The organism is Bacillus sp. S4, assembly GCF_040838205.1.
GTDB lineage: Bacteria > Bacillota > Bacilli > Bacillales > Bacillaceae_G > Bacillus_A > Bacillus_A cereus_U.
Genome location: NZ_JBFPJI010000009.1, coordinates 22,343 through 46,910, shown reverse-complemented (window position 1 = coordinate 46,910; position 24,568 = coordinate 22,343). Strand labels below are relative to the sequence as shown.

Sequence of the window (24,568 nt, the reverse complement as noted above, 5' to 3'; positions counted from 1 at the left end):
TTGAATCGTCGAATGTCTCGCAAAGTGGAACTAGATGGAGTTTTTCAGTGCCCTCGTACAATACCGGACCCATGCCCAAGAAGCTGCCTAATGAAATAACGTGTCTAACTTTTTGGGGTCACTTCAATGCCGGTCGTCTTTTTAATTTTTTCTTTCCTTCAATTCTTTTAAAAGCTGTATCAGTTCAGCTTGTTGTTTTATATTCTTACGACCATTTCGATTAATTGCTGCAAGCTCGCAGGCAACTCCAGCAGCAAAGAAAAACAATAAACTTTCTAACATGTAAAAATCCTCCAGTTGCCTATTAAACAGCTTGACGCAATTGCTCTTCTTGTAAAACTTGTTTATTTATATTTTCTTCTTTTCTCTGACAAACATTATTACGAATAAGCGCTGCAATAACAAATAATGTTCCTACAATATCAAATGTTGTTATTTTATACCCTTGCATCATCATAATAACTAACGTAGTAATTGGCACAAAGTTAATAAATAAAATACCATTAATTGATGATAAAATTTTCACACCGTAGTTCCAAGCAAGTAGTGCTACGATACCTGGTAATGTCATCATAAATAACAAATCATACTTCACAACAGAAATCGTTCCCATACTTGGAACTGATACATATCCAAGTGAGGTAATGATCATAGTTATAATTCCTGTAACTGCTGTCCCAAATACACAAGTTAATGTTGAATAACGTAATGTTGACCAATCGCTACACGTTTGACCACCCATCGTATAAATAACCCAGCCTACAACACCAACAAATATAAATGCTAGTGAAAACATATTATCTTTCAATGTTAAAAAGAAACTCATATCACCTTTCGTAATAACAAATACAGCCCCTACAAACGCGATAATCATGCTCGTTATCATATACTTCTTCGGCTTTATATTTTTATATCCCCATAAAATACAAATTGAAATCATCGGCATAAGCGCCTCCATAATAGAAGCTACCATTACACCTGATTTTCCCATTAACATTTGTCCTAGAAAAATTAATACATTGTATACGGTAAACGCCATTGTTCCAAAAAAGATGAGTAACTTTCCTCTTCCTTCTAAGCGAAATGCTTTCTTTCCTTCTTTCATTAGCAATAATACAATCAGTACAATTGCTACCGCCCCATAACGAATAAACGAAAAATAAAACGGATCTATGTATTCTAGCGCATGATCAGCAACCGGAAACATCGCTCCCCATGACATACTTGCAATTAAACATGCCAACGCACCTATTATCATTTGACTTCTTCTCACCGCAATCCCTCACTTCTTTCTATTTGCACAAAGAGAATTGTAAAAGAAAAAATATATCACGTAAAATGATTCAAAATGATGTTAACTATCATTTATAATGATAGTTAACATCAAGGGGGAGCATACAATGGAATTACGAGACTTACAAATCTTCCAGAGCGTTGCTGACCGAGGTAGTGTAAGTAGCGCAGCAAAAGAATTAAATTACGTACAATCAAATGTAACAGCACGTATTAAACAGTTAGAAAACGAATTAAAAACACCGCTCTTTTACCGTCATAAACGAGGCATGACTTTAACAGCTGAAGGTAGAAAAATGCTCGTCTATGTTAATAAAATTTTGCAAGATGTTGACGAGCTAAAACAAGTATTTTTAGATGGTGAAACACCATCTGGTATATTAAAAATTGGTACAGTCGAAACAGTAAGTACATTACCTACCATTTTGTCTTCTTACTATAAAAGCTATCCAAATGTCGATTTATCATTACAAGCCGGTCTAACGGAAGAACTTATTAGAGAAGTACTCGATCATCAATTAGATGGTGCTTTTATATCAGGACCAATAAAACACCCACTAATTGAACAATACGATGTTAGTACCGAGAAATTAATGCTTGTTACACAAAATAAAGCTTTTCATATAGAAGAATTTACTACGACGCCCCTACTCGTTTTTAATCAAGGATGTGGGTACCGTTCCAAGCTAGAACGATGGCTTAAAGATGAAGGTTTGCTACCAAAAAGAATTATGGAATTTAACATATTAGAAACAATATTAAACAGTGTTGCACTCGGTCTTGGAATTACACTCGTACCACAGTCTGCCGTTCAGCATCTTTCTACAGCAGGTAAAGTACACTGTCATCCGATTCCCGAGAAATACGGTAGTATTTCAACTGTTTTCATACGCCGTAAAGATAGTTACATGACCAATTCGATGCGAAGCTTTTTAAAAACAATTAAAGAGCATCATCACATCAATATGCTTTAAAAGACATTCTTACACGAATGTCTTTTTTTCTTACAAAAGTGTAAGTCTTCCGTAAGCTAATTCGATAGTTGTAATTCATCCTCTCCCCTATAATTAAGACATGAAGCAGGGCAACAAAAATTCGAAAAGGAGCGGATACGCATGATGAACAAAATGAAAACAAACAAATTTTTCAATACAATGGGCATGGTGCTATCCGCACTTATCGATGCAAAAGCAGTTGCAACTACATTAAACAAATAAGGAGAGATTATAATGAACAACATTACTTTCAACAAATCAGACTTTATCGGACTTGCAAGTGGCGCAGCTCTTCTTACGGCTTTCATTTACGCACTTGCTCAAAGTCTTGTTTAACACTTTGTTTCCCCAACCCCCTTTATATAGAAAAGGCTGCTCGTCTTATAGACAAGCAGCCTTTTAGTTTGTTTCATATATAATTTGGCCTGTTTTGCTTATATCATATCCACCAATTGCTTTTAATTCATTGTGAAACTCTTCAGATTGCAAAATCCCTTTTATAACCTCAATAAGTTCCTCATTTTCTTTATTCTTCAGAAGTACTAAATCATACTGCTCTTTCATTATCGGAATAAAGTCTACGTTCACAATTTGGGAAAACTTTTCTGAACCTACCCCAACATCAGCTTTTCCATTCGCGACTTGCGAGGCAACACCAAGATGATTCGATTCTTCCCATTCATACCCGTTAATATCTTTACTTAATTTTTGAATTCGCAATTGCTCATCCACTAACACCCTAATACCAGAACCTTTTTCTCGATTTACAAATCGTATAGATGACTGAGCTAAATCAGCCCATGTTTTTATATTTTGTGGATTCCCTTTTTGCACATAAAACCCAACATTTCTCGCTAATAAATTAATCATAATATATGGTTGTCCAACTAAAATACGTTTTACGTAAGGAACATTATATGTACCTGTTTCGCCATCAAATAAATGCAAACTAACGACGCTTCCTTCTCCTTGGTACATCTTCACTAAACTCGTTAAACTACCTTGATATGCTCTTAATATATTAGAATTTGGCAGACGATTTTCTATATGTTTTGCCAACATATCTAACGTTAGTTCTTGACCACTAATGATGCGTGTATTCGAACTACTAATTTCGTACTTCTTTACAGAAGTAAATTGCACCTTACCTGTTTTCATTTGCTTGATATATTGTTCTAAATCCGCTGCATCAATACGCATTTGTCTACCAACCCTATAAGAAGGAAGTTCTCCTTTTTTAATTAGGTCGTATACAGTTAATTTTGATACTTTTAATCGCTTTGCTACTTCTTCCGTTGTGTAGGAATGATGATCCATAGACGATTCCTCACTTTCTCCCTTCATTGTAACAAAGAAAAGAATATTTCTCCTAGTTTTTAAAAACAACTATATCGTTCAAATTATATTCAATTATAACTAGTTATAATTAGTTATATTTAGTTATAATTAATTTAGTAAACGAAGGGGGATTTTTTATGAACAAATTTACATTACGATCCATTGGGGTACTTATACTTTCTTTTCTTCTTATATTCAGTGTAGCTTGTTCAAGCGAAGAAAAGTCAGCTGCTAAAGAGGGAGAATCAGTGGAGCTGACTATATCAGCGGCTGCAAGTTTACAAGATGCATTAAAAGAAATTGAACAGCAATATAAAGAAAAAGAACCAAACATTAAGCTTTCTTTTAACTTCGGTGCTTCTGGTGCACTTCAACAACAAATTGAACAAGGTGCGCCTGCTGATTTATTCTTCTCTGCAGCAGAAGATAAATTCCAAACCCTTGTTAAAAAAGGATTCATTAATGAAAAAGAAGGGAAAAACCTTCTTGGAAATGAACTAGTTCTAGTCGTTCCAAAAGATAGTTCTCTTACAAAATTTCAAGATTTAAAAGATGAGAAAATCAAGAAAATCGCACTTGGTACACCCGAATCCGTACCTGCAGGAAAATATGCAAAAGCTTCTCTCACACATGAAAATCTTTGGAATGATGTTCAAAATAAAATCGTATTTACAAAAGATGTTCGCCAAGTGTTAACATATGTAGAAACAGGTAATGTTGATGCTGGTATTGTATATAAAACAGACGCTCTCGTTTCAGACAAGGTGAAAATTGTAGAGGCGGCAGCGGCTAATTCTCATGAGCCAATCCGCTATCCTTTAGGTGTTATAAAGGAATCTAAGCATAAGAAAGAGGCGACTTCATTCTATGAATATTTACAGTCAAAAAATGCACAATCTATCTTTAAGAAATATGGATTTACACTCCTGCCATAATTGCTATGAGCTTTGATACAATTCTGTCACCTGTCTTTCTATCTTTACGAGTAGCTGCGTGCGCCACCATTATCGTTACGATTTTGGGAACGATTATTGGACGAGCATTAGCGCGCTCCTCGTGGCGATATAAAGTACTACTAGAAACTATTTTCTTATTACCAATGGTGCTTCCACCAACTGTTATCGGCTTTTTTCTAATTATCATTTTCGGAAATAACAGTCCCATTGGAAAGTGGATTGAATCATTATTTCAGCAGTCCATTATGTTTACATCTACTGCTGCTATCATTGCTTCTACAGTTGTTGCATTTCCGCTCATGTACCAATCAGCAAAAACAGGATTTTCTATCGCAAATGTACAAATTGAAGATGGCGCGCGCGATCTTGGTGCAAGTGAATACCAAGTTTTTCTACATGTCACACTCCCGCTTGCATTTCCTGCGTTACTAAGTGGTATGATTTTAAGCTTTGTTCGCGCACTTGGTGAATTTGGTGCAACTTTAATGTTTGCAGGAAATATACCTGGCAAAACTCAGACGATTCCAACGGCGATTTATATGGCTATTGATGCAAGTAATATGCAACTAGCTTGGACACTTGTAATCATAACGATTAGTATGTCCCTTCTATTCTTACTATGTATTCAACTCATTAATAGCAGAATTACTACTTCTTAAAGCAACTTTCGACAAAAGTTGCTTTTTATTTCCCGAAAAATAAAATGATTTGATTAATGACTGAATTTTACCTCTTATTTAAATATACATTTTATTTGAATTCACTTTCTAAAATAGGTAATTTCCTGTTATTATATGAAAGTGTTTCAAAAAATGAAGAAATGAAAACGCATTTATATCGTGAATTCTTCATCCTGTTTTAGCGATCGGTAATCTTCTACTCTATTAGTGGGGCATTACCGATCGTTAGAACGATATGTAATTATATTGGTATAGAAAACCGAAGGGAGTCTTGTAATGGACATTTTATTAGCGCTTCTTCCTGCAATCGCATGGGGAAACATCTTATTAGTAAGCGTAAAAATGGGCGGTGGTGCATATAGCCAAACGGTAGGTATGACAATCGGTGCTCTATTCTTCGCAACAACTATGTATGTATTTACTCAACCAACTTTAACAATGACAATCTTGATTGTTGGCTTTATTTCAGGTTTATTCTGGGCTTTAGGACAAGTAAACCAATTAAAAACAGTTGAAAAACTAGGTGTTTCAACTACTGTAACTATTTCTACTGGTATGCAACTTGTTGCAACTTCTATCTTTGGCGTTATCGCTTTTCGTGAGTGGACTACTACTACAACGATTGTTCTGGGAACGATTGCAATCCTATTAATCGTAGTTGGTGTTGTATTCACATCACTAGATGATAAAGAAAATGCACAGCCACCAGGACAATTGAAAAAGGGACTTCTTACTTTAATTGTTTCTACTTTCGGTTATCTTGTATATGTAATTATTATTCGTTGGTATAACATTGATGGTTGGTCTGCTATTTTACCACAGGCAGTTGGTATGTTTGTTGGTGCGGTTGTACTGACATCTAAACATAAACCATTTAACAAATATGCAATGCGTAATGCTTTATCTGGTTTACTATGGGGAACAGGAAACTTATTCTTACTTCTTTCATTACCACGTGTTGGAGTAGCAACAAGCTTCCCATTATCTCAAACTGGAATCGTTATCTCAACATTCGGTGCGATTGTCTTCTTAGGTGAAAAGAAAACAAAACGTCAATTGATCTTTATTGCACTAGGTAGTGTTTTAATTATCGGCGGCGCTGTATTGCTTGGTATGACGAAAGCATAAGCTTATAATTTATCAATCCCTGAAGCATAAATGCTTCAGGGATTTTTGATTATAACTATTTTTTAAATATAATAATCTTCATAGCCCTTTTTATATAACCTGCCCTCTCTCCAATTGTATTCCCTCTACTATAAGCCGTTTCTTTTTACAAAATTCTCTTAAAAATGGTATCGTTTTTTATAACATATTCTCATCAGAAAGGAATAAAGGATATGCCTAATAAACATCGAATTTTATTTATTGGTGCCGGTCGTATGGCAGAAGCTATATTTGCTGGACTACTTACAACAAGTAAAGAATACATCGAAGAAATTATTGTTTCCAACCGAAGTAACAGAGAAAAACTAACACAATTACAAACTCAATATGATCTCTCGATTACAACGGATTGGAAGCAGCATATTAAATCTGTAGATACGATTGTTTTAGCAATGCCGCCTTCTGCACATGAAGAGCTATTAGCAGAGTTATCTCCGTTAATATCAAATCAACTTGTTGTAACAGTAGCTGCTGGCATTGGCCCATCTTATTTAGAAGCTAGACTCCCAGAAAACACACCTGTTGCCTGGATTATGCCTAATACAGCTGCTGGCATTGGAAAGTCTATCTCCTTATACACGACGGGAAATTCCGTAGATGAAAGACATCATGAAACGTTACAACTTCTTTTAAAAGGTATTGGTACCTCACAGTTTTGTACCGAAGAGGAAGTTCACCAACTTACCGCAGTTACTGGTAGTGCACCTGCTTTTCTCTATCACTTTGCTGAAGGTTTAATTGAAGCAACGAAAAGCTATGGTATTGATGAGGAAACAGCAAAACACCTTGTCATTCAAATGATTGCTGGCTCTGCCGCTATGCTCCAGCAAAATCAGGATCCAGCTATGCTCCGCGAACAAGTAACAACACCAGGAGGTTCAACGGCTGAAGGCTTAAAAGTTCTATATGAAAATAATTTTTCAGAAGTCATTCAACAAGCAGTTGAAGCGACCAATAAAAAAGCTAGGGGGAATTAATATGACTTTAACAAGTTTAAACGACTATACAACATTACATAACGGCGTGAAAATGCCTTGGTTCGGCTTAGGTGTTTTTAAAGTTGAAGATGGTACAGAAGTAATTGATTCTGTAAAAGCAGCTATAAAAAATGGATACCGTAGCATCGATACTGCTGCCATATATAAAAACGAAGAAGGCGTTGGACAGGCAATTCGCGAATCTGGTATTCCTCGTGAAGAGTTATTCATCACTTCAAAAGTGTGGAATAGTGATCAAGGTTACGAGTCAACATTACAAGCATTTGAAACTACATTAGAAAAATTAGGTCTAGAATATTTAGATCTATACTTAGTGCATTGGCCTGTAAAAGGAAAATACACTGAATCATGGAAAGCTTTAGAGAAACTTTATAAAGACGGTCGTGTTCGTGCTATCGGTGTGAGTAATTTCCATATTCATCATCTGCAAGACGTATTTGAAATTGCAGAAATTAAACCAATGGTTAACCAAGTGGAATACCACCCACGTTTGGCACAAGAAGAACTACATGCTTTCTGTAAAGAACATAGCATTCAACTTGAAGCTTGGTCACCATTAATGCAGGGGCAGCTACTTGATCACCCATCATTACAAGAAATCGCTACAAAATATAATAAATCGACTGCACAAGTTATTTTACGTTGGGATCTACAAAATGAAGTTGTAACAATCCCTAAGTCTATTAAAGAACACCGCATTATTGAAAATGCAAACATCTTCGATTTTGAATTAAGCTCGGATGATATGAAAGCAATTCAAGCTTTAAATGAAAATCATCGCGTTGGTCCAGATCCAGATAACTTTAACTTTTAGTAAGGAAACCACTGCCATATGCAGTGGTTTTTTTATTTTTAATAAAACTGAAAATTTAAACTATATTTCATTCGATTGACACTTCATTATCTAAGGTGTAATATTTTGAATTATCAAAGAAACACAAAAATTAATAAAATTTATTTGTTTACTCATTGTATCAAGAGAGGTGGAGGGACTGGCCCTTTGAAACCTCGGCAGCAGGTTCATTTTGAATACTGTGCCACTTCCTGCAAGCTTTGTGCTTGAAAGATAGAATGAGGGACTTCGTTTATATACGGGTGCATAACTTGTACGTAGAAATCCCTCTTTCTCAATACGAAAAGAGGGATTTTTTGTTTTTCATTTCCCTCATCATCATCCAATCTTATTAACTATTTAGGAGGAAAATCAAATGAAAAAGAAGTTTGTACCCGGTATTGCATCAGTTGTAGGAGTAAGTATTTTATTATCTGGTTGCGGTAGTTATAAAAACGAAGCGAGCGGAGCAAATGCAAAAGATGAGGCACCTAGTAAACAAGTTTTAAACTTATCTTCACCTACTGAGATTCGAACAATGGATACAGCTCGTGCTACAGATACTGATTCTGGTCAAGTAATGAGAAACGTATTTGAAGGTTTGTATAATCTTGGTGAAGGTAATAAACCTGTTCCTGGTGTTGCAAAATCTCATGAAGTAAGTGGTGATAAAACGAAATACACATTCCATTTACGAGATTCAAAATGGTCAAACGGTACTCCTGTTACAGCAAAAGATTTTGTCTTCGCTTGGCAAAGAGCTGTCGATCCAGCAACAGCCTCTGAATATGCATTTTTATTCTTTGATATTAAAAACGCAACAAAGATTAACAACAAAGAGCTTCCAGCCGATCAACTTGGTGTAAAAGCAGTTGATGACCATACGTTTGAAGTAGAATTAGAGCGTCCTGTTCCCTATTTTATTAGCTTAACGGCGTTCCCAACATTTCTACCAATCAACGAGGAATTCTTTAAAGCACAAGGTGATAAGTACGCTTTAGAAGATAATAAAATCTTATACAACGGAGCTTTTACACTAAACGATTGGAAGCATGAACAAAGCTTTAAATTTAAGAAAAACCCTACCTATTGGGATAAAGATAATGTCAAACTGGAAGAAATTAATTTTAACGTCGTAAAAGAAAAATCAACAGAAGTAAATTTATTCGAATCTAAACAATTAGACCGTATAAAACTAACATCTGACTTCGTTGATAAATATAAAAAAGATGCTAACTTTAAAGAACGTCCGAACGTAGGCGTACAATTTTTGCGTATGAATCAACAAAACAAAGTACTTCAAAACGTTTCTGCACGCCAAGCAATCGATCAAACAATCGATAGAAAATCCTTTGTAAATACGCTATTAAACGATGGATCTACACCAACTTACGGTCTCGTACCAAAAAACTTTGCAAAGGGATCTGATGGAAAAGACTTCCGTGCTGTAAACGGCGATTTAACAAAAGTTGATACAAAAGCTGCACAAGAATTATGGAAAAAAGCAAAAAAAGAACTTGGTTCTGAAAAGATAACATTAGAATTATTAACTAGTGATGGTGACCTTGAAAAGAAAACTGGTGAGTTCCTAAAAGGACAACTAGAAAAGAATTTAGATGGCTTAACAGTAAATATAAAACCGCAACCACGTAAACAACAAGTTTCACTCTTATTAAAAGGTGATTACGAAATTGGAATTGACGGTTGGAGCCCTGACTTTGCTGATCCAATTACATTCCTTGAATTGTTTACAACGAATAACCCTTACAACTTAGATCATTACTCTAATAAAGAGTTTGATGACACAATTGAAAAAGTTAAAACTACCTTGGCTGGTGATGAAAAAGCTCGCTGGGAAGCGTTACTAGCATCAGAAAAAATATTATTTAAAGACTCTGTTATCGCTCCTCTTTACCAAAAGGGAGAATCTTATTTAGAGCGATCCTTTGTAAAAGGCATTGTGCAAGTAGACTTTGCTGGTCAATTAAACTTCAAATGGGCAAAAATTGAAAAATAAAGTGAAACTTTAATCAGTGGGGGGTTCTTCATCCCCACTGATTATCAGCCCTCACCAATCGGGCTTTTACGGGCAGTTGATCCCCCACCTAACTTCTTTGCTTTCACTGAATTTTGAGGTGGGGATCTTACTGCCCGTTAATGCGGGATAAAATGCAATTTGGATCATCGTGTTCCCACCCACACCCATTGTTTTTTTAGCAAAATATATTAAAAGCAGATTCCCTAATACGAGGAAATCTGCTTTTTTAATATATTATTCCAAGAAATTAACACTCCACTTTTTATTATTGACATATAGTTCTCTCCAGTGTTAATATTCTAAATAATCAAAGAAACGAAATATTTTACCATCAAAATGTAATGTCTACTAAGTTGAAACATATAACGATAGATTATAGTTCAACTTGTATATACATATAGAACACCCGATTACCTATATACACATATTTATAATAGGTTTTCTCTTCTTCTATAGCTACACTTCAAGACATGGACATTATGACGTTACGAACAACACATTTAGGGAGGAAAGAACAATGAAGAAAAAAGTTGTACCTGTTGTTGCATCTGTTTTAGGGGCAAGTCTACTACTAACAGCTTGCGGAGGAAATAAAGATAATGCAAGCGGAGCGAAAGCAAACGATAAAGCACCTAATAAACAAGCGATTAACTTATCATTTGCTTCAGAAATTCCAACAATGGATGTTGCAAAAGCAACGGACGGGGAATCCATGAATGTAATGCGAAATGTTTTTGAAGGTTTATATGCAATGGGAGAAGATAATACACCGATTCCTGGTGTTGCTGAGTCGGTTGACATTAGTCCAGATAAAACAAAGTATACTTTCCATCTTCGTGATTCGAAATGGTCAAACGGGACTCCTGTTACAGCAAAAGACTTTGTCTTCGCTTGGCAACGTGCCGTAAATCCTGAAACAGCTGCCGAATATGCATTCTTATTCTTCGATATAAAGAATGCAAAACAAATAAATCAAAAAGAAGCAGCGATCGATCAATTAGGTGTTAAAGCTCTTGATGATAAAACTTTAGAAGTACAACTGGACCGACCTGTTCCCTACTTCTTAAGCTTAACGACATTTTCAACATTCTTACCAATTAATGAAGAGTATTTAAAATCTCAAGGTGATAAATACGGTTTAGAAACGAAGCATCTAATTTACAACGGGGCTTTCACATTAGATAACTGGAAACATGAACAAAGCTTCCAATTGAAGAAGAACCCTAACTATTGGGATGCTAAAACTGTAAAACTAGAAGAAATCAACTTCAATGTCGTTAAAGATAAGTCTACAGAAGTTAACTTATATGATTCAGGACAAATTGATCGTGTTGCTTTAACTGCGGAGTTTGTTGATAAGTATAAGAACGATTCAAACTTCAAGGAACGCGCTGAAGTCGGTATTCAATTCTTACGACTAAATCAAAAAAATGCAGTATTAAAGAATCAACATGCACGTCTTGCTATTAACGGAGCAATGAATAAAAAGGCTTACGTAGAAACAATTTTAAATAACGGTGCAATTCCAGCCGAAGGAATGGTTCCTGCGAAGTTCGCAAAGAGTCCAGATGGCAACGACTTCCGTAAAGAAAACGGAAACCTAGTTAAAGATGATGTGAAAACAGCAAAAGAAAACTGGAAAAAAGCGAAACAAGAACTTGGTACTGACAAAGTAACAATTGAACTATTAACAAGTGATAATGCTTTAGCTAAAAAGACTGGCGAATATTTAAAAGGTGAACTAGAAAAGAATCTAGATGGATTAACAGTGAACTTAAAGCCTCAACCACGTAAACAACAGTTAAAACTACTATTAAGTGGTGATTACGAAATCGGAATCGATGGCTGGGGCCCTGACTTCGCGGATCCTATTACATTCTTAGATCTATTCACAACAGATAGCGCTTATAACTTCGATAAATACTCTAACAAAGAGTACGATGAGCTTATTCGTAAAGTAAAAACTGATTTAGCTGGTGATGAAAAAGCACGCTTTGAAGCAATGAAGCAAGCTGAAAAAATCTTATTACAAGATGGTGCTGTCGCTCCTTTATACCAACAAGGTCGTTCTTACTTACAACGCGGATTTATTAAAGGACTTGTAACAACTGACTTCGGCGGTGAATTTAACTACAAGTGGACAGAAGTTGCAAAATAATAAAGTAAAAAAGGTATCCCAAGAAGGATACCTTTTTATTTTATGCTTCTTTAACTACAGAGCTTCTTCTTCCCTTTACCATTCCTTTTATAGCTAAAGTCATCACTGCTACTGATTGTGTAACCAATACAATAACTAATAATGAAATAATATTTCTCTCTAAACTAACTCCTCCAAATATTATTGTATAATAGCCATTCGCTGCATATGTTGCGGGAAATAATTCGCCGATTGTTTGATATGTTTTAGAAAGCATCTCATGTGGTACAATTACACCCGAACTTACAAGTTGTAACGATAGTGAAATTATATTAAAGATCATACCTGCATTTCCGAAAACAGTTATGAACATTTGTGTTAATGAAAGAAAAGCGAAGAAGACTATTGCTTGAAACACCCATATACTCCATACTGCTTCGTGTATTTCAATTTGAAATCCTTTCATCAAACCAATTGTAATACATGCAAGTAAAATTGATACTGTACTATTAATAATTTGTCTTGATACGAAATTACTCCACCCGTTCTTTACTTCCTTTGCAACTTTTGATAGTTCCATACTCATGATCATTGCTCCTACAAATGAAGCTAATACCATCATTAGTGGTACCATGTTAGCCGAAAATCCTTTTGCCTCATTTACTTTATGAACTGTAAAACCAATTGAATCTTCGGTTAACCCTTTTATCACTTCTACATTCTCAGGCCCTACAGCTTGTAATTTCCCAACAATCGCTTGTTTCTTATAACTTGTTATCTCTTTATTTACATTGTCTCGAATTTGTTTTGCAGCTCCTTCCATCATTTGCTTTGCCATCATGGCATTCGCTTGATTAATGTGAAAGTTTAAATTTGATTTTCCTGTTTCATTTATATCCTTTGAAAAAGAAGCAGGAATTTCAATAATCATATCGTACATATGGTCATTCATTTCTTTATTTGCTTTTTCCACAGACTGTTCTGCTTTCACCTGAAATGGTAAATTCTTCTGTAAGCCTTCTGCTATTTTACTACCGATACTTCCATCTTCATTCACAATAGCGATACGCATTTGATCTGCTCTTTCATTCACTCCATCATATGCCGTTAACCAAACACAAAAGAAAATAAGTTGGAACGATAGCGCTACTACCATTCCCACATACGTACCTGGTCGCTTTAAAAATTGTTTTAATGTATCCATCTTCCCGCTCTCCTATATAGCAAGCAAGTACTTACTTGCATTTTATTTTAAATAAATACTAGGGTCTTAAAGCCCTAGCATATAAAACTATATTATTCTCAATAAATTTCTCATCATCGATTTCCATAAGCCGGTTTTCAAAACGCAATTTAGATAGGAAGTAACCAAAATTAATCCATATAAAATTCATTACTTGCGCTTCAATATTTGTATGAATAATCTTTCCCTGTTCCTGCATTTTAGCAAAATATATTATTAATTCTTCTTTTAACCCTTTTGGAATCTTGGAGATTTCCTCGTCTAATTCAGGAAATTCCCTTGCCTCACGTATACCGATAGAAATAATATCTTTTATGCTATCTAAAAATTTATGATAATGCCTTGCTAAGTTCTTTAAATCCGTTTCTAATTCCCACACAATTTCTGTTTCTAAAAACTGCTTTAAATGCGGTACATATGAAAACTCAGCAACCGCGGCTTCAATAACACCCTTCTTACTTTTAAAATTGCGGAATATCGTTACTTCATTAACACCAGCACGCATTGCAATTTCTTTCGTTGTCGCTGCTGTATATCCCTTTTCTTTCACTAATTCAATTGCTGCTTGGATGATTTTTTCTGCTGTCTTTGAGCGCGCCATAAAATCCTCTCTTCCTCATGCAAGTGATCACTTGCATTTAGATTGTATACCTTTTCTAATCATTGTCAATAATCCTCTTCCCCTTCCTTTTGCATTGAACTAAAACTCATCATAAATATAACGATAAATATCAAATATGTTCTCCATGTCAAAGAAGGTATATGCCCTGACCAAAGATAGCTAATTAAATAATTAATTCCCATAATACAAGACGATACTACTAAACTAATACTTATTAGTTTTACATATTCGAGCATATCTTTTCTCCTTACTTTTTAATTTTCTATTTCTTCAAATTGCAGATTCACCGGCTCTTCTAGGAGTGTTTCATAAAAGTTTTCTGCCAAATCTGTTGAAGGAATTTTTTCATCCACTTCATCAAATCGAATACTATCTAGCCACACACAACCTTCTCCTGATAATAAAACACCAAATGCAATACCAAGTGCTTCTTCTTTTATATCTAATACAACCGAGTACGATTGCCAGTTATTCGTATTTTTGATTGGGCGATTTTGCATGTTATCCATAGCAAGTGGCTCTGTATCTTTTCCATCTACTCGCATCCATAATCCCGCCCAGTCTCTTACACTCTCACTCTTAATAAATGCTGTTAAACGTAATCTCTTACCTACATATTTATCCGCTCGGAACATTTGCATTAATGTTGAAAACCCTCCGTGTGTAACGTTCTCTTTTCCTTTTATATATGCAGATACTTTTCCTTGATGAACAACTTCGTAATCTAAACCCATCTCATATTCAGCAGGATGACTTCCACTTAATACCCATCCTTTCGGTATACCTTTTTCCATTGAAACGCCCTCTCTTTCTATATAAAATGACTGGAAATACTTTCGATATTTTTTTGGTGGTAATTGAAACATTCTTTTAAAAGCTCTAGTAAATGCCTCTTGTGAGGAAAAGCCATATTGCACTGCAATATCAATGACTGCTCTTTCAGTCGATACTAAAGCCTGTGCAGCATGAGTTAATCTTCTCTTACGAACATAATCCGTTACACTCATACCGATATAACTTTGAAAAATACGATGAAAATGGTACATCGATACTGCACCGTGAAATGCCACTCTTTCTGTTGTAAGCTCTTCATGTAAATGATTCTCTATATATTCAATCGCTTTTTTTATCATCTCTTTATATTCTTCATGCATTTCAGTACCTCCTTACAACTTCAATTTACCATATACATACAAATCATTTTTGATTTAAATTGCGGATTAACCCTTAAAGCTATGAGAAAATAATTTATTTTCAACACATACATAATTACATGAAATTAGGAAAAACTTGTATAGAAAGAAGTTACATAAGGAGGAATTTATAATGAGAATTTTACTATCAGCTTTATTAGCTCTTATGCTAGTACCTGCATTAACAGGATGTAAAGCTCCTGCAAAAGAAGATACAACTTCTAATAAAAAGACAACTGAAGAAGCAAAAAATGAGGCTCCTGCAGATTTAAAACTAAACTTTAATGAATTTGATTTAAAAGCAGACTATCAAGATACGAAGAAAGACTACGAAGCTGATTATAAAAATGTAGCCGCGGATAAGAAAATGGAAGCAAAAATTGAAGACCATAAAACAGATGTAAAGTTCACAGGTGACGAGGCTATTACGAAATTAAGCCCTCTTCTACAAGAGCTGAAATTTAATAAAGATACTCCTGACCAAGAAGTAATCGATCAAGTAGTAAATGTGTTCAAACTTGATAAAGACTACCAAAAATTCGATTTAGAAGTTGTCTTTTCTGATGGAACGAAAAAAGAATATAAACGCGAAATAAAATAAAAAAGTAGGCGGTTGCCTACTTCTTTATTTTTTAGCATATCGTAAACTTGGTTGAGAACCTACAAAGTATTCCAATCCAGATACCGATGACTTTTGTAAATAAGAGTCTGTTGGGAATATAAGCGGAATTAAAGGATATTCTGTAAACATAATATCTTCTGCTTGATGTAATAAATCAAAGCGTTTATTTTCATCTTGTTCTGATTTTGCTTGATTAATTAAATTATCAAAGTCTTTATTAAACCATTTTGCATAGTTGCTTGGTCCATCACCTGCATAAATCTCTAATTGAGCAGCTGGATCTAATGTAGATCCCCCCCATCCCATATATGCAAGTTGGAAATCACTTTGTTTATACATATCAATGTAACTTTTCCATTCTTTACCTTCTAGTTTTACATCTACACCAAGATTTTTCTTAAACATTTCTTGAAGTGCTTCAGCTATTTTTTTCTTATCTGAGTATTTCACTGTTACTTCTGGGAGAGTAGTCCAGCCTTCCTCTTTCATTCCTTCTTCTAATAGAGTTTTAGCTGCTGTAGGGTCATATTTAAAATAATCGCCTTTCTCTTTACGGAAATCGCGCCCACCTTCTGTTTTTGCTCCTTCTGGGACAAAGCCATATGCTTCTTTCGCATTATTCTTTAATATTTTCTCTACGATAAATTTACGATCTACAGCTAATGCAAAAGCTTTACGAATTTTAGCATTTGTAAATGGTGGCTTCTCTGAATTAAATGAATAAATATGAGTTGAGTAGTCTTGCATTTTTTTGAATTCTTTATTATTTTGTTCCTTTTCAACTAAATCTGTCGGTATGTTAGATAATAAATCCAATTCTCCAGATTTGTATAATTGATACGCTGTTTTCCCTTCAGAAATAATACGGAATTCAATTTCTTTTGATGCTACTTTTTTATCATAAAACTCTTTATTTTTTTCTAGAATAATAGCTTGATTATGCTTCCACTCTTTCAACGTGAAAGGACCATTTGTAATTAATTCTTTAGGATCTACTTTTAATTTACCTTTTTCATCAATAGATTTTTTATGAAGCGGAATATATAATGACTGTGCTAATTTTTGTTTAATAGACGAAACTGGATGTTCAAATTGTAACTTTAGAGTTACGTCATCTATCGCTTGAATTCCTACTGCATCTTCTGCACCCTTTCCTGTATTAAACGCTTCTCCACCTTTAATGAAATATAGTTCTGTCGCATTCATAGAACCTGTTTTAGGATTTAATATCCTCTTCCAAGCAAATTCAAAATCTTTTGCTGTTAATGGGGAACCATCAGACCATTTTAAGCCTTTTTTCAAATAGAACGTATACTCTTTTCCATCTGCCCCAGCTTCCTCTTTATCTACTAAATCCCTTTCAAATTTCCCATCGCTTGTCTGTCTATACAAAGTTACAAATAAGTGTTCAATGACATAATTTGAGTTATTATCTGTTGAAATTGCTGCGTCTAGTGTATAAGGATCACTACCAAGGTTTGTTACAAAACGCTCCCCTTTACCAGCACTTGCCTTTTGCGTCTCTTTCTTACCGCAAGCGACAGAAGTTATTGCTAAAACAGTCATAATGACAAACAGTAAAAACTTCTTCATCCTACATTCTCCTTTAACCTGAAATTTTTGGTGTTGATGCTAATAATGTTTTTGTATAAGAATGTTGTGGATTACGGAATACTTCTTCCGTATTTCCAAATTCAACAAGTTCTCCTTTGTATAAGACAGCCACTTTTTCACATAAATAGTGAACCATCGGTAAATCATGTGCGATAAATAAATATGTATAGCCTTGTTCCTTTTGAATCTTTTGCAGCAAATGTACAATTTGGATTTGCAGTGAAACATCTAATGCTGAAATTGGTTCATCAAGGATTAATACTTCTGGCTCACATAATAGCGCTCTTGCAATGGCAATACGTTGACGTTGTCCACCGCTAAATTCGTGGGGATAACGATCAATATATCGTCTATCTAATCCAACACGCTCTAGTGCATCACCTGCGACTTTATCTTTCAATCCTTTATCGCCTAAACCGAATGAAATATATCCTTCCGTTACGCTATCGCGTACTTTCCAGCGCGGATTTAATGCAGCTGTGGAATCTTGAAAAATAAACTGTACTTTCTGTAAGAAATTCCGCTTATTAGCTGACTTCAGCGTGTGAACAACTTGACCGTTATAATCAATTTCACCAGACGTTGGTTTTTCAATCCCAGCTATGAGCTTACCAAGTGTTGTTTTTCCTGAACCACTTTCTCCGATAATGCCAAGAGTTGTTCCTTTCGGAATAGAAAGTGATATACCTTTTAGCGCCGCAATTTCTTTATTTTTACTTCCATATGTTTTTATGACTTGTTTTACAGCTATTAAATCTGTCGTCATGAAGCATTCACCTTCTCTTTTGATTTCGCTTTATTATGCTCCAGAATATGCTGCCAGCAATGTGAACTATGCTCCTCAGAATATGTTGTTCTCTCTGGGAAACGATGAATACATTCTTTTATCGCTACTGGACAACGATTCACAAACGGGCACCCAAAACTATTTAACGTTTCAATTGAAGGTGTTGTTCCCTCAATTGCTCTAAGTACCTTTTCTGAATCATCCATATTTGGAATTGCTTGCAATAAGCTTTTCGTGTAAGGATGCTTAGGAGAGCCAATTACTTCCCCTATCGTTCCTTTTTCAACAATGCGCCCCCCGTACATAACAATTACTCGGTCAGCTATTTCACGCACAAGTGCCAAATCGTGAGTAATTAACAAAATACTAGTATTTTGTTTTTCTTTTCGCTCTTTTAATAACCCCATAATTTGTTTTTGAATTGTTACATCTAACGCCGTTGTAGGTTCATCTGCAATAACGAGCTTCGGATGACATGCAAACGCAATTGCTAAACAAATACGCTGCCTCATACCTCCGCTTAACTGATACGGGTATTGTTCAAAGCGTTTCTCTGCTTCATGTATCCCTAAATCATTTAGTAAGTTAATTGCAATTTCTTTTGCCTCTTTTTTCGATTTCTTTTCATGCTGCACAATTACTTCTGTAATTTGTCTTCCCACCTTCATCGTCGGATTTAAAGAGGAAAGCGGGTCTTGAAAGATAAAGGAAATATCTTTCCCGCGAATTTGATTCCATTCTGATTCTTGTAAATCCGTTAATTCCTTTGATTGGAAAGATATATTTCCATCATCAATATGAATCGATTCTTGATTTAAGCCGATAATTGATTGTGCTGTAACACTTTTTCCTGAACCACTTTCTCCAACAAGTGCAACTATTTCACCTTCGTTAATAGAAAAGGAAACATGCTTCACAATTGCTTGCTTACTATTCTCTTTTTCAACGGCCAACGTTACGTTTTCTAAAGATAAGATTTGTGCCATGTTTTTTCTCCTTTCGATTACGTTTTACGATTTTCGGATCAATCGCATCTTGCAAACCATCACCAATCGCATTAAATGCGAACATGATTAGTGCAATCATGATTGCCGGGAAGAAAAGTTGCCACCATTCTCCGCTTAGTAATGTCCCGAGTGCATCGTTCGTCATCGTGCCCCAGCTCGCTGCTGGTGATTGTACTCCAAGTCCGATAAAACTTAAAAATGATTCTGAGAAAATAGCTGCTGGAATTGTAAATGATAAATTTACGATAATAATCCCTGTTAAGTTTGGAATTAAATGCCCATATATAATTTTCATATGAGGTGTACCTAATCGCTCTGCTGCGACAACAAATTCTCTTTGCTTTAAAGACAAGACTTGTGCTCTAATGAGACGTGCCATGCCAATCCATCCCGTTAACGCAAGGGCGATTATAATTGTAAAAAGTCCTGGTTTCATAACGATTAATAGTAAAATAACAATTAATAAATATGGGATACCGTATAACACTTCAATCCCTCTTATAATCCACTCATCAATTAACGTTCCAAGACGATTACGCCCTCTCACATATCCACTAAAACCTCCGATAAGTACACCAAGCCCTATATCAAGAGCTGCCGCTACCAATCCAACTGTTAATGAAATTTTCCCACCAGCCCAAGTACGCGCCCAAATATCTCTCCCTAAATCGTCTGTTCCGAACCAATGCTCACTACTAGGCGGTAAATTAGTTGCTTCTTTTACTTGTTCACTCGCAGTAAATGACGTTAAACTTTCGCCAATAAGCGAGAAAACAATAATTAGTAATAACGTCACTGCCCCTAAAACTGCTATAGGGTTTGATATAAACTTGCGAAACACTTCCTTTTTTCGGCTAATCGTTTGCTGATCTTTATTTATCGTTAATTCTTTTTTCTCTTCATTCGTTAATAACTGGTCATTAATTTCATAAGCCCCCATTTAAACATTCCCCTCCTTACGTAATAGAACGAATACGCGGATCAACAATACGATGAATGATATCTGTAATAAAAATACATACAATTAATAGCGAACTATAGAAAATGGTTGTTCCCATAATTACCGGATAATCTCGGTTAAAAATACTATCTACAAAATATTTTCCTAAACCAGGAATTGAAAAGATTTTTTCAATAATGAAAGTTCCTGTTAAAAGTCCAGCCATTAATGGGCCAACAAATGTAAGTACCGGAACAATTGCATTTCGAAGAGCATGTCTTATAATGATTTTCTTAATTGGTATACCTTTTGCTCTCGCTAGCTTAATATAATCACTCTGCAACACTTCAATCATATTAGAGCGAACAAATCTTGTAATAACTGCGATTGGCCCGAGCGCTAATGCGAAAGAAGGTAATACAGTATGCTCAAACGTTCCCCACGACGCCACTGGTAGTAATTCAAATTGGATGGCGAACACTTGTATAAATAGTGGCGCTAAAATAAAACTAGGAATAGAAATACCGAGAATCGCAAGCAAGCTCACACTATAATCAATCACTTTCCCATGATATAGCGCGGCAAATGTACCTGCGGCAATTCCGACTAACAATGAAATAACAAGTGCTTGTAAACCAATAATTGCCGATGGTCCAAAACCAGTTGTTATAATTTCCGATACACCTTGACCTGTTGATTGAACAGATTCACCAAAATCAAAATGAACTACCCCATCCAAATAAGCAACATACTGATTCCATAACGGTTCATCCAGGTGATACTTAGCTCTCATGTTTTGTATCACTTCTTCAGGAAAGATTTTCGCATCTGACGAAAATGGATCCCCTGGAATAATATGCATAATTAAAAATGTTACTGTCGTAATGACCCATAGCGTAAACACCATAACCGATAGTTTTTTAATAACATACACTTCGATAACCCCCTAAACAAATGAATTTACTTTGTTTTATTGACATATTTGTTCCTATTACTCCTTTTCCACTTCTTAAAACACAAAAAGCCTTGATCTTAAAAAATAAGATCAAGGCTTAATAAAACTATGCCCATCACTTATCTTTCAAGCCTTGCTTGCTGGAATTAGCACGGTGTTCTATTACAGAACCCGCTGCTGAGGTGTCATAGGGCCAGTCCCTCTACCTCTCTGGATAAGTAAATTGCTATATTATTATTTGGTTCAAATTGTATATTTTGAATTATAATTCTGAAAAAATGAAAAGTCAATCTAATTGGATATATTTAGAAAAATCAGTTTTTGATGGCATTATTTCTTAAAATCACTACTTTAACTTATAATAAAGGTAATTACTTTAAAGGAGTTATAAGATGGATCCCTTACTTCTGGCTACTATAGGATTGCCATTAACAATTGTCATACTCGTTATCATTGGTTTCTATAAACTCTTCATTAAAAAGAAACGTATCACTTCTTTTTATACACCCTTCGATAATATTACTGGACAAACAATTTCAGAATTTCACGAAGAGCAGAAGGTATTAGTATGCGAGGATGAAGACGGAGATGGTAAGAAGAAAAAATAACCTTGCGCATGCGCAAGGTTATTTTTTCGTTTCTGTTTGAAAACGTTTATAGTATGTCGATGCTGTTGAAAAATTAATTTCTATATCACGAATCAACGATGAATCTTCTTCTTTAGCTAACTTCTGTAATTTTTTCATCGCTTGTTCTGATTCATTTAAGAAACCAACATACATTTCATGTTCTTGTTCTTTCGACTTCGGTACATGAATTTCTTTACGCATATGATCTATATCTTCTAACATGCCCGTTGTTACATTTTGCACGTCTTCCTTAAATTTAGCATTAGTTATTTCCTTACCGCCCTTTTCTTTTGCCACTTCAAATAACTGTAACGCTTTATTAATTTCCTTGTTCATCTTCGCATCATACTTTTCATGTACCTCACGATACACTTTCGTATCTTCTGTCTGTTCAGTAGATTGCTCTACCTTTTCTTTCGGTTCCTTCGTATCTTTCGTGTCTTTATTTCCATTACATCCCGCTAGAAGGAGCATACCCCCAAGCATTGCAATACCGAAAACCTTCTTCATCTCTTATTCTCCTTTTATCTACATCTACTACGAATTACAGTTTCTCTTATCTCCACTTGTTTTATTATACCGAGAACGTCCTAAATTTTGCACTTAAGATGATCTCTTAATAAATATACACACATTTTTGTCACATTATCGTCACTTTATGCAAGTAACTTCACCACTCTACCTTACAAAACTGTAAGCACACATAGAGAACAAACCATGCTAGACTTACATATGCATAACGCAAGCGTAGTTAAGTTTTTAAGGAGAATCACCTATGTACAATACAATACCTTTTATGGGAGAAGATATTCGTGTCCTTATTCGTGAAAGATCACTTCATATTGAAAACACAGAAAACCTTCGCCGCGTATTAAAAAAGCAACATGCTCCATTTAAGTTAGCCCAATATTTAAAACAACAACATACAAATCAATTTCATACTGTGCTAAATATATCGGATAAATCATTAACAATCGAGATTATCGGTCATGTCTACATTGGAAATTTTGCAGATGTCTTAAAAGAAATTCCACGCATACCGAAGATTGCTCCTATTATCGTTGAGAGGGCATATAGAATTACAGATCATACTGATATTATTGACTGCGGGGAGAAAGAGGTCGACAGTAACCGCTGGGTATGGGATAAACTTGCTTTCTTATATGATGCGATCATGAATAATATGTATGAGTTATTTCAAAGAAATGAAAAAAAGAGCTGATTCAGAGAAATGTTTGAATCAGCTCTTTTTTGTTAAGCCTCTAAATTTTGTTTTTGTTGCAGTTCAAACTGCTGCTCACTTCTTTTTGCCATGAATAAATAGCATAACACAGCACCAATTTCACAAAGAGCTATAACAACACCCATAGGAAGTGCTGTATTACTTCCGCCAATACCTACTAGCGGTGCAACAAGCGCTCCTGAAATGAACTGTAATAAACCTAGTAAAGCTGATGCTGTTCCTGCTGCTTGTTTTTGATTTCTCATCGCTAACGAGAAGCCAGTTGTTGATACAACCCCAACACTTGATACAACGAGAAATAGCGAGCATAAAACACCGATTAGACCTATTCCTAATACGATTGTAAGTAGTAACGATAGACCGCCAACAGCCGCAATAACAATACCGGAAACAAATAATGTCTTCTCATTCACTTTCCCTGCTAAGCGGCCAGTAACTTGGCTAGCAATAATAATACCGATACCGTTAATTGCAAAGAACAAACTAAACTGTTGTGGTGATGCCCCGTATATATTTTGCAACACGAACGGTGAACCAGAAATATAAGCAAACATTGCAGCTGTTACTAATCCTTGCGACAATGCATAACCCATAAATAAACGATCTTTCAGAAGCTTTCCGTATGTCGCCAGCGTTCCCGACAAACCACCTGTCTCTCTTTCTTCAGGAGGTAATGTTTCACGTAATACGAAAGTAGATGATATTAGCATGAATACACTAATTGCTCCAAGAACGATAAAAACGCCGCGCCATGATGTGAACTGTAATAATTGCCCTCCAATAATCGGTGCCAAAATAGGTGCTGCTCCGTTTACTAGCATAAGCAGTGAGAAAAACTTCGTCATTTCAGAACCCGAATACATATCACGTACCATTGCACGTGATATAACGATACCAGCAGATCCTGAAGCACCTTGTAAGAAACGTAAAAGTACTAAACTCCAAATAGATGGTGCAACAGCACAAAGTAAAGAAGCAGCAACATAAATAATAAGAGCGATAATAAGAGGTTTGCGTCTTCCGTAAATGTCACTAATTGAACCAACAAATAACTGTCCCACTGAAAGCCCAAGCAGACAAGCAGTTAATGTAAGCTGCGCAAGGGATGCACTCGTTTGTAAATCATCCGTTAACTTTGGTAAAGAAGGCAAATACATATCAATAGATAATGGCCCAATTGCCGTAAGTGTCCCTAATACAAGAATCATCCATAACCTGTTTGTTTTTACAGGTTTATATACTTCGTGATTAACTTCATTCACTTTTTCCATTCACCCTT

26 protein-coding genes and 2 riboswitches are annotated in these 24,568 nt (G+C 35.3%); of the genes, 12 read left to right on the top strand and 14 right to left on the bottom strand.

All coding sequences use genetic code 11. The features are described 5' to 3' along the window. Positions 1–141 precede the first annotated feature (141 nt). Positions 142–282: a YrzO family protein gene (locus AB3X48_RS02790; RefSeq protein ID WP_002151322.1), complete on the bottom strand. Its 141-nt coding sequence runs from the start codon at positions 280–282 to the stop codon at positions 142–144. Between the two features lie 22 nt (positions 283–304). Next, entirely contained in the window at positions 305–1,273 is a 969-nt protein-coding gene (locus tag AB3X48_RS02785) for a DMT family transporter (RefSeq protein WP_016103333.1), read from the bottom strand. A gap of 127 nt (positions 1,274–1,400) precedes the next feature. Between AB3X48_RS02785 and AB3X48_RS02780 the strand changes: the two genes are divergently transcribed. Further along, complete coding sequence (locus AB3X48_RS02780) at positions 1,401–2,267, top strand: LysR family transcriptional regulator (protein WP_016103332.1); 867 nt, start codon at positions 1,401–1,403, stop codon at positions 2,265–2,267. Positions 2,268–2,522: 255 nt separating this feature from the next. Next, positions 2,523–2,624, top strand: a complete 102-nt coding sequence (locus AB3X48_RS02775) for a DUF3948 family protein (protein ID WP_016103331.1) — start codon at positions 2,523–2,525, stop codon at positions 2,622–2,624. Between the two features lie 63 nt (positions 2,625–2,687). On the opposite strand, the gene AB3X48_RS02770 is transcribed toward AB3X48_RS02775, so the two are convergent. After that, positions 2,688–3,632, bottom strand: a complete 945-nt coding sequence (locus AB3X48_RS02770; protein WP_033710535.1) for a helix-turn-helix transcriptional regulator — start codon at positions 3,630–3,632, stop codon at positions 2,688–2,690. 131 nt (positions 3,633–3,763) lie between these two features. Between AB3X48_RS02770 and modA the strand changes: the two genes are divergently transcribed. The 7 genes from modA to AB3X48_RS02735 all read left to right on the top strand — a co-directional run bounded on the left by modA (position 3,764) and on the right by AB3X48_RS02735 (position 12,455). Further along, positions 3,764–4,561: a molybdate ABC transporter substrate-binding protein gene (modA, locus tag AB3X48_RS02765; protein WP_367958741.1), complete on the top strand. Its 798-nt coding sequence runs from the start codon at positions 3,764–3,766 to the stop codon at positions 4,559–4,561. Positions 4,562–4,566: 5 nt separating this feature from the next. Beyond that, entirely contained in the window at positions 4,567–5,241 is a 675-nt protein-coding gene (gene modB / locus AB3X48_RS02760; RefSeq protein ID WP_002151307.1) for a molybdate ABC transporter permease subunit, read from the top strand. Between the two features lie 297 nt (positions 5,242–5,538). Beyond that, positions 5,539–6,390 carry a GRP family sugar transporter gene (locus AB3X48_RS02755; protein WP_016103329.1) on the top strand — a complete coding sequence of 284 codons (852 nt, stop codon included), beginning with the start codon at positions 5,539–5,541 and terminating at the stop codon, positions 6,388–6,390. A gap of 212 nt (positions 6,391–6,602) precedes the next feature. Then, positions 6,603–7,406: a pyrroline-5-carboxylate reductase gene (proC, locus tag AB3X48_RS02750; RefSeq protein ID WP_002113376.1), complete on the top strand. Its 804-nt coding sequence runs from the start codon at positions 6,603–6,605 to the stop codon at positions 7,404–7,406. Between the two features lies 1 nt (position 7,407). Further along, entirely contained in the window at positions 7,408–8,241 is an 834-nt protein-coding gene (pgoN, locus tag AB3X48_RS02745) for a glyoxal/methylglyoxal reductase (RefSeq protein ID WP_016103328.1), read from the top strand. Positions 8,242–8,395: 154 nt separating this feature from the next. Further along, a riboswitch (SAM riboswitch) is annotated at positions 8,396–8,500 on the top strand. Positions 8,501–8,635: 135 nt separating this feature from the next. Next, entirely contained in the window at positions 8,636–10,276 is a 1,641-nt protein-coding gene (locus AB3X48_RS02740) for a peptide ABC transporter substrate-binding protein (RefSeq protein WP_367958738.1), read from the top strand. Between the two features lie 538 nt (positions 10,277–10,814). Next, positions 10,815–12,455, top strand: a complete 1,641-nt coding sequence (locus AB3X48_RS02735) for a peptide ABC transporter substrate-binding protein (RefSeq protein ID WP_016103326.1) — start codon at positions 10,815–10,817, stop codon at positions 12,453–12,455. Positions 12,456–12,495: 40 nt separating this feature from the next. Here AB3X48_RS02735 and AB3X48_RS02730 read toward each other — a convergent pair whose 3' ends face one another. From AB3X48_RS02730 to AB3X48_RS02715, 4 genes are all read right to left on the bottom strand, one after another. Beyond that, positions 12,496–13,638, bottom strand: coding sequence for a YhgE/Pip domain-containing protein (locus AB3X48_RS02730; protein WP_016103325.1), 1,143 nt, complete (start codon positions 13,636–13,638; stop codon positions 12,496–12,498). Between the two features lie 58 nt (positions 13,639–13,696). After that, complete coding sequence (locus tag AB3X48_RS02725) at positions 13,697–14,278, bottom strand: TetR/AcrR family transcriptional regulator (protein WP_016103324.1); 582 nt, start codon at positions 14,276–14,278, stop codon at positions 13,697–13,699. Positions 14,279–14,343: 65 nt separating this feature from the next. After that, positions 14,344–14,535 carry a hypothetical protein gene (locus AB3X48_RS02720; RefSeq protein WP_016103323.1) on the bottom strand — a complete coding sequence of 64 codons (192 nt, stop codon included), beginning with the start codon at positions 14,533–14,535 and terminating at the stop codon, positions 14,344–14,346. Between the two features lie 18 nt (positions 14,536–14,553). Continuing rightward, a complete protein-coding gene (locus tag AB3X48_RS02715) occupies positions 14,554–15,453 on the bottom strand; it encodes a helix-turn-helix transcriptional regulator (RefSeq protein WP_002113371.1) in 900 nt (299 codons plus the stop codon). 172 nt (positions 15,454–15,625) lie between these two features. On the opposite strand from AB3X48_RS02715, the gene AB3X48_RS02710 reads away from it, so the two are divergent. Then, positions 15,626–16,093 carry a YusW family protein gene (locus tag AB3X48_RS02710; RefSeq protein ID WP_002113370.1) on the top strand — a complete coding sequence of 156 codons (468 nt, stop codon included), beginning with the start codon at positions 15,626–15,628 and terminating at the stop codon, positions 16,091–16,093. 24 nt (positions 16,094–16,117) lie between these two features. On the opposite strand, the gene AB3X48_RS02705 is transcribed toward AB3X48_RS02710, so the two are convergent. Genes AB3X48_RS02705 through AB3X48_RS02685 form a run of 5 tightly spaced genes read right to left on the bottom strand, consistent with a single transcriptional unit; the run spans position 16,118 to position 21,396 of the window. Then, entirely contained in the window at positions 16,118–17,707 is a 1,590-nt protein-coding gene (locus AB3X48_RS02705; RefSeq protein ID WP_256416253.1) for a peptide ABC transporter substrate-binding protein, read from the bottom strand. Positions 17,708–17,720: 13 nt separating this feature from the next. Next, positions 17,721–18,494 carry an ABC transporter ATP-binding protein gene (locus tag AB3X48_RS02700; protein WP_016103321.1) on the bottom strand — a complete coding sequence of 258 codons (774 nt, stop codon included), beginning with the start codon at positions 18,492–18,494 and terminating at the stop codon, positions 17,721–17,723. Continuing rightward, positions 18,491–19,501, bottom strand: coding sequence for an ABC transporter ATP-binding protein (locus tag AB3X48_RS02695; RefSeq protein WP_016103320.1), 1,011 nt, complete (start codon positions 19,499–19,501; stop codon positions 18,491–18,493). The genes AB3X48_RS02700 and AB3X48_RS02695 overlap by 4 nt, the downstream gene beginning before the upstream one ends. Further along, the gene (locus AB3X48_RS02690; protein WP_016103319.1) at positions 19,458–20,462 is read right to left on the bottom strand and encodes an ABC transporter permease; all 1,005 of its coding nucleotides are present in this window, start codon (positions 20,460–20,462) and stop codon (positions 19,458–19,460) included. The genes AB3X48_RS02695 and AB3X48_RS02690 overlap by 44 nt, the downstream gene beginning before the upstream one ends. 16 nt (positions 20,463–20,478) lie before the next feature. Next, positions 20,479–21,396: an ABC transporter permease gene (locus AB3X48_RS02685; RefSeq protein WP_016103318.1), complete on the bottom strand. Its 918-nt coding sequence runs from the start codon at positions 21,394–21,396 to the stop codon at positions 20,479–20,481. Positions 21,397–21,533: 137 nt separating this feature from the next. Beyond that, positions 21,534–21,638: riboswitch (SAM riboswitch) on the bottom strand. Positions 21,639–21,809: 171 nt separating this feature from the next. Between AB3X48_RS02685 and AB3X48_RS02680 the strand changes: the two genes are divergently transcribed. Further along, positions 21,810–22,025 (top strand): DUF3951 domain-containing protein, encoded by a 216-nt coding sequence (locus AB3X48_RS02680; protein ID WP_000371385.1) that lies wholly within the window; start codon positions 21,810–21,812, stop codon positions 22,023–22,025. 18 nt (positions 22,026–22,043) lie between these two features. On the opposite strand, the gene AB3X48_RS02675 is transcribed toward AB3X48_RS02680, so the two are convergent. Next, complete coding sequence (locus AB3X48_RS02675) at positions 22,044–22,556, bottom strand: hypothetical protein (RefSeq protein WP_002113360.1); 513 nt, start codon at positions 22,554–22,556, stop codon at positions 22,044–22,046. 265 nt (positions 22,557–22,821) lie between these two features. Here AB3X48_RS02675 and AB3X48_RS02670 point away from each other — a divergent pair, with 265 nt between their 5' ends. Further along, positions 22,822–23,268: a hypothetical protein gene (locus AB3X48_RS02670; RefSeq protein ID WP_002113359.1), complete on the top strand. Its 447-nt coding sequence runs from the start codon at positions 22,822–22,824 to the stop codon at positions 23,266–23,268. A 32-nt stretch (positions 23,269–23,300) separates the two neighbouring features. Here AB3X48_RS02670 and AB3X48_RS02665 read toward each other — a convergent pair whose 3' ends face one another. Further along, the gene (locus tag AB3X48_RS02665) at positions 23,301–24,560 is read right to left on the bottom strand and encodes a Bcr/CflA family multidrug efflux MFS transporter (RefSeq protein WP_367958730.1); all 1,260 of its coding nucleotides are present in this window, start codon (positions 24,558–24,560) and stop codon (positions 23,301–23,303) included. Positions 24,561–24,568: the final 8 nt, after the last annotated feature.

Coding starts and splice junctions, on each gene's coding strand:
- AB3X48_RS02695 (WP_016103320.1), bottom strand. CDS start 19,501: ATGGCACAAATCTTATCTTTAGAAAACGTAACGTTGGCCGTTGAAAAA.
- AB3X48_RS02735 (WP_016103326.1), top strand. CDS start 10,815: ATGAAGAAAAAAGTTGTACCTGTTGTTGCATCTGTTTTAGGGGCAAGT.
- AB3X48_RS02720 (WP_016103323.1), bottom strand. CDS start 14,535: ATGCTCGAATATGTAAAACTAATAAGTATTAGTTTAGTAGTATCGTCT.
- AB3X48_RS02755 (WP_016103329.1), top strand. CDS start 5,539: ATGGACATTTTATTAGCGCTTCTTCCTGCAATCGCATGGGGAAACATC.
- AB3X48_RS02690 (WP_016103319.1), bottom strand. CDS start 20,462: ATGGGGGCTTATGAAATTAATGACCAGTTATTAACGAATGAAGAGAAA.
- modA (WP_367958741.1), top strand. CDS start 3,764: ATGAACAAATTTACATTACGATCCATTGGGGTACTTATACTTTCTTTT.
- AB3X48_RS02780 (WP_016103332.1), top strand. CDS start 1,401: ATGGAATTACGAGACTTACAAATCTTCCAGAGCGTTGCTGACCGAGGT.
- AB3X48_RS02670 (WP_002113359.1), top strand. CDS start 22,822: ATGTACAATACAATACCTTTTATGGGAGAAGATATTCGTGTCCTTATT.
- AB3X48_RS02740 (WP_367958738.1), top strand. CDS start 8,636: ATGAAAAAGAAGTTTGTACCCGGTATTGCATCAGTTGTAGGAGTAAGT.
- AB3X48_RS02775 (WP_016103331.1), top strand. CDS start 2,523: ATGAACAACATTACTTTCAACAAATCAGACTTTATCGGACTTGCAAGT.
- proC (WP_002113376.1), top strand. CDS start 6,603: ATGCCTAATAAACATCGAATTTTATTTATTGGTGCCGGTCGTATGGCA.
- AB3X48_RS02725 (WP_016103324.1), bottom strand. CDS start 14,278: ATGGCGCGCTCAAAGACAGCAGAAAAAATCATCCAAGCAGCAATTGAA.
- modB (WP_002151307.1), top strand. CDS start 4,567: ATGAGCTTTGATACAATTCTGTCACCTGTCTTTCTATCTTTACGAGTA.
- AB3X48_RS02715 (WP_002113371.1), bottom strand. CDS start 15,453: ATGCATGAAGAATATAAAGAGATGATAAAAAAAGCGATTGAATATATA.
- AB3X48_RS02680 (WP_000371385.1), top strand. CDS start 21,810: ATGGATCCCTTACTTCTGGCTACTATAGGATTGCCATTAACAATTGTC.
- AB3X48_RS02700 (WP_016103321.1), bottom strand. CDS start 18,494: ATGACGACAGATTTAATAGCTGTAAAACAAGTCATAAAAACATATGGA.
- AB3X48_RS02675 (WP_002113360.1), bottom strand. CDS start 22,556: ATGAAGAAGGTTTTCGGTATTGCAATGCTTGGGGGTATGCTCCTTCTA.
- pgoN (WP_016103328.1), top strand. CDS start 7,408: ATGACTTTAACAAGTTTAAACGACTATACAACATTACATAACGGCGTG.
- AB3X48_RS02790 (WP_002151322.1), bottom strand. CDS start 282: ATGTTAGAAAGTTTATTGTTTTTCTTTGCTGCTGGAGTTGCCTGCGAG.
- AB3X48_RS02710 (WP_002113370.1), top strand. CDS start 15,626: ATGAGAATTTTACTATCAGCTTTATTAGCTCTTATGCTAGTACCTGCA.
- AB3X48_RS02770 (WP_033710535.1), bottom strand. CDS start 3,632: ATGAAGGGAGAAAGTGAGGAATCGTCTATGGATCATCATTCCTACACA.
- AB3X48_RS02665 (WP_367958730.1), bottom strand. CDS start 24,560: ATGGAAAAAGTGAATGAAGTTAATCACGAAGTATATAAACCTGTAAAA.
- AB3X48_RS02730 (WP_016103325.1), bottom strand. CDS start 13,638: ATGGATACATTAAAACAATTTTTAAAGCGACCAGGTACGTATGTGGGA.
- AB3X48_RS02705 (WP_256416253.1), bottom strand. CDS start 17,707: ATGAAGAAGTTTTTACTGTTTGTCATTATGACTGTTTTAGCAATAACT.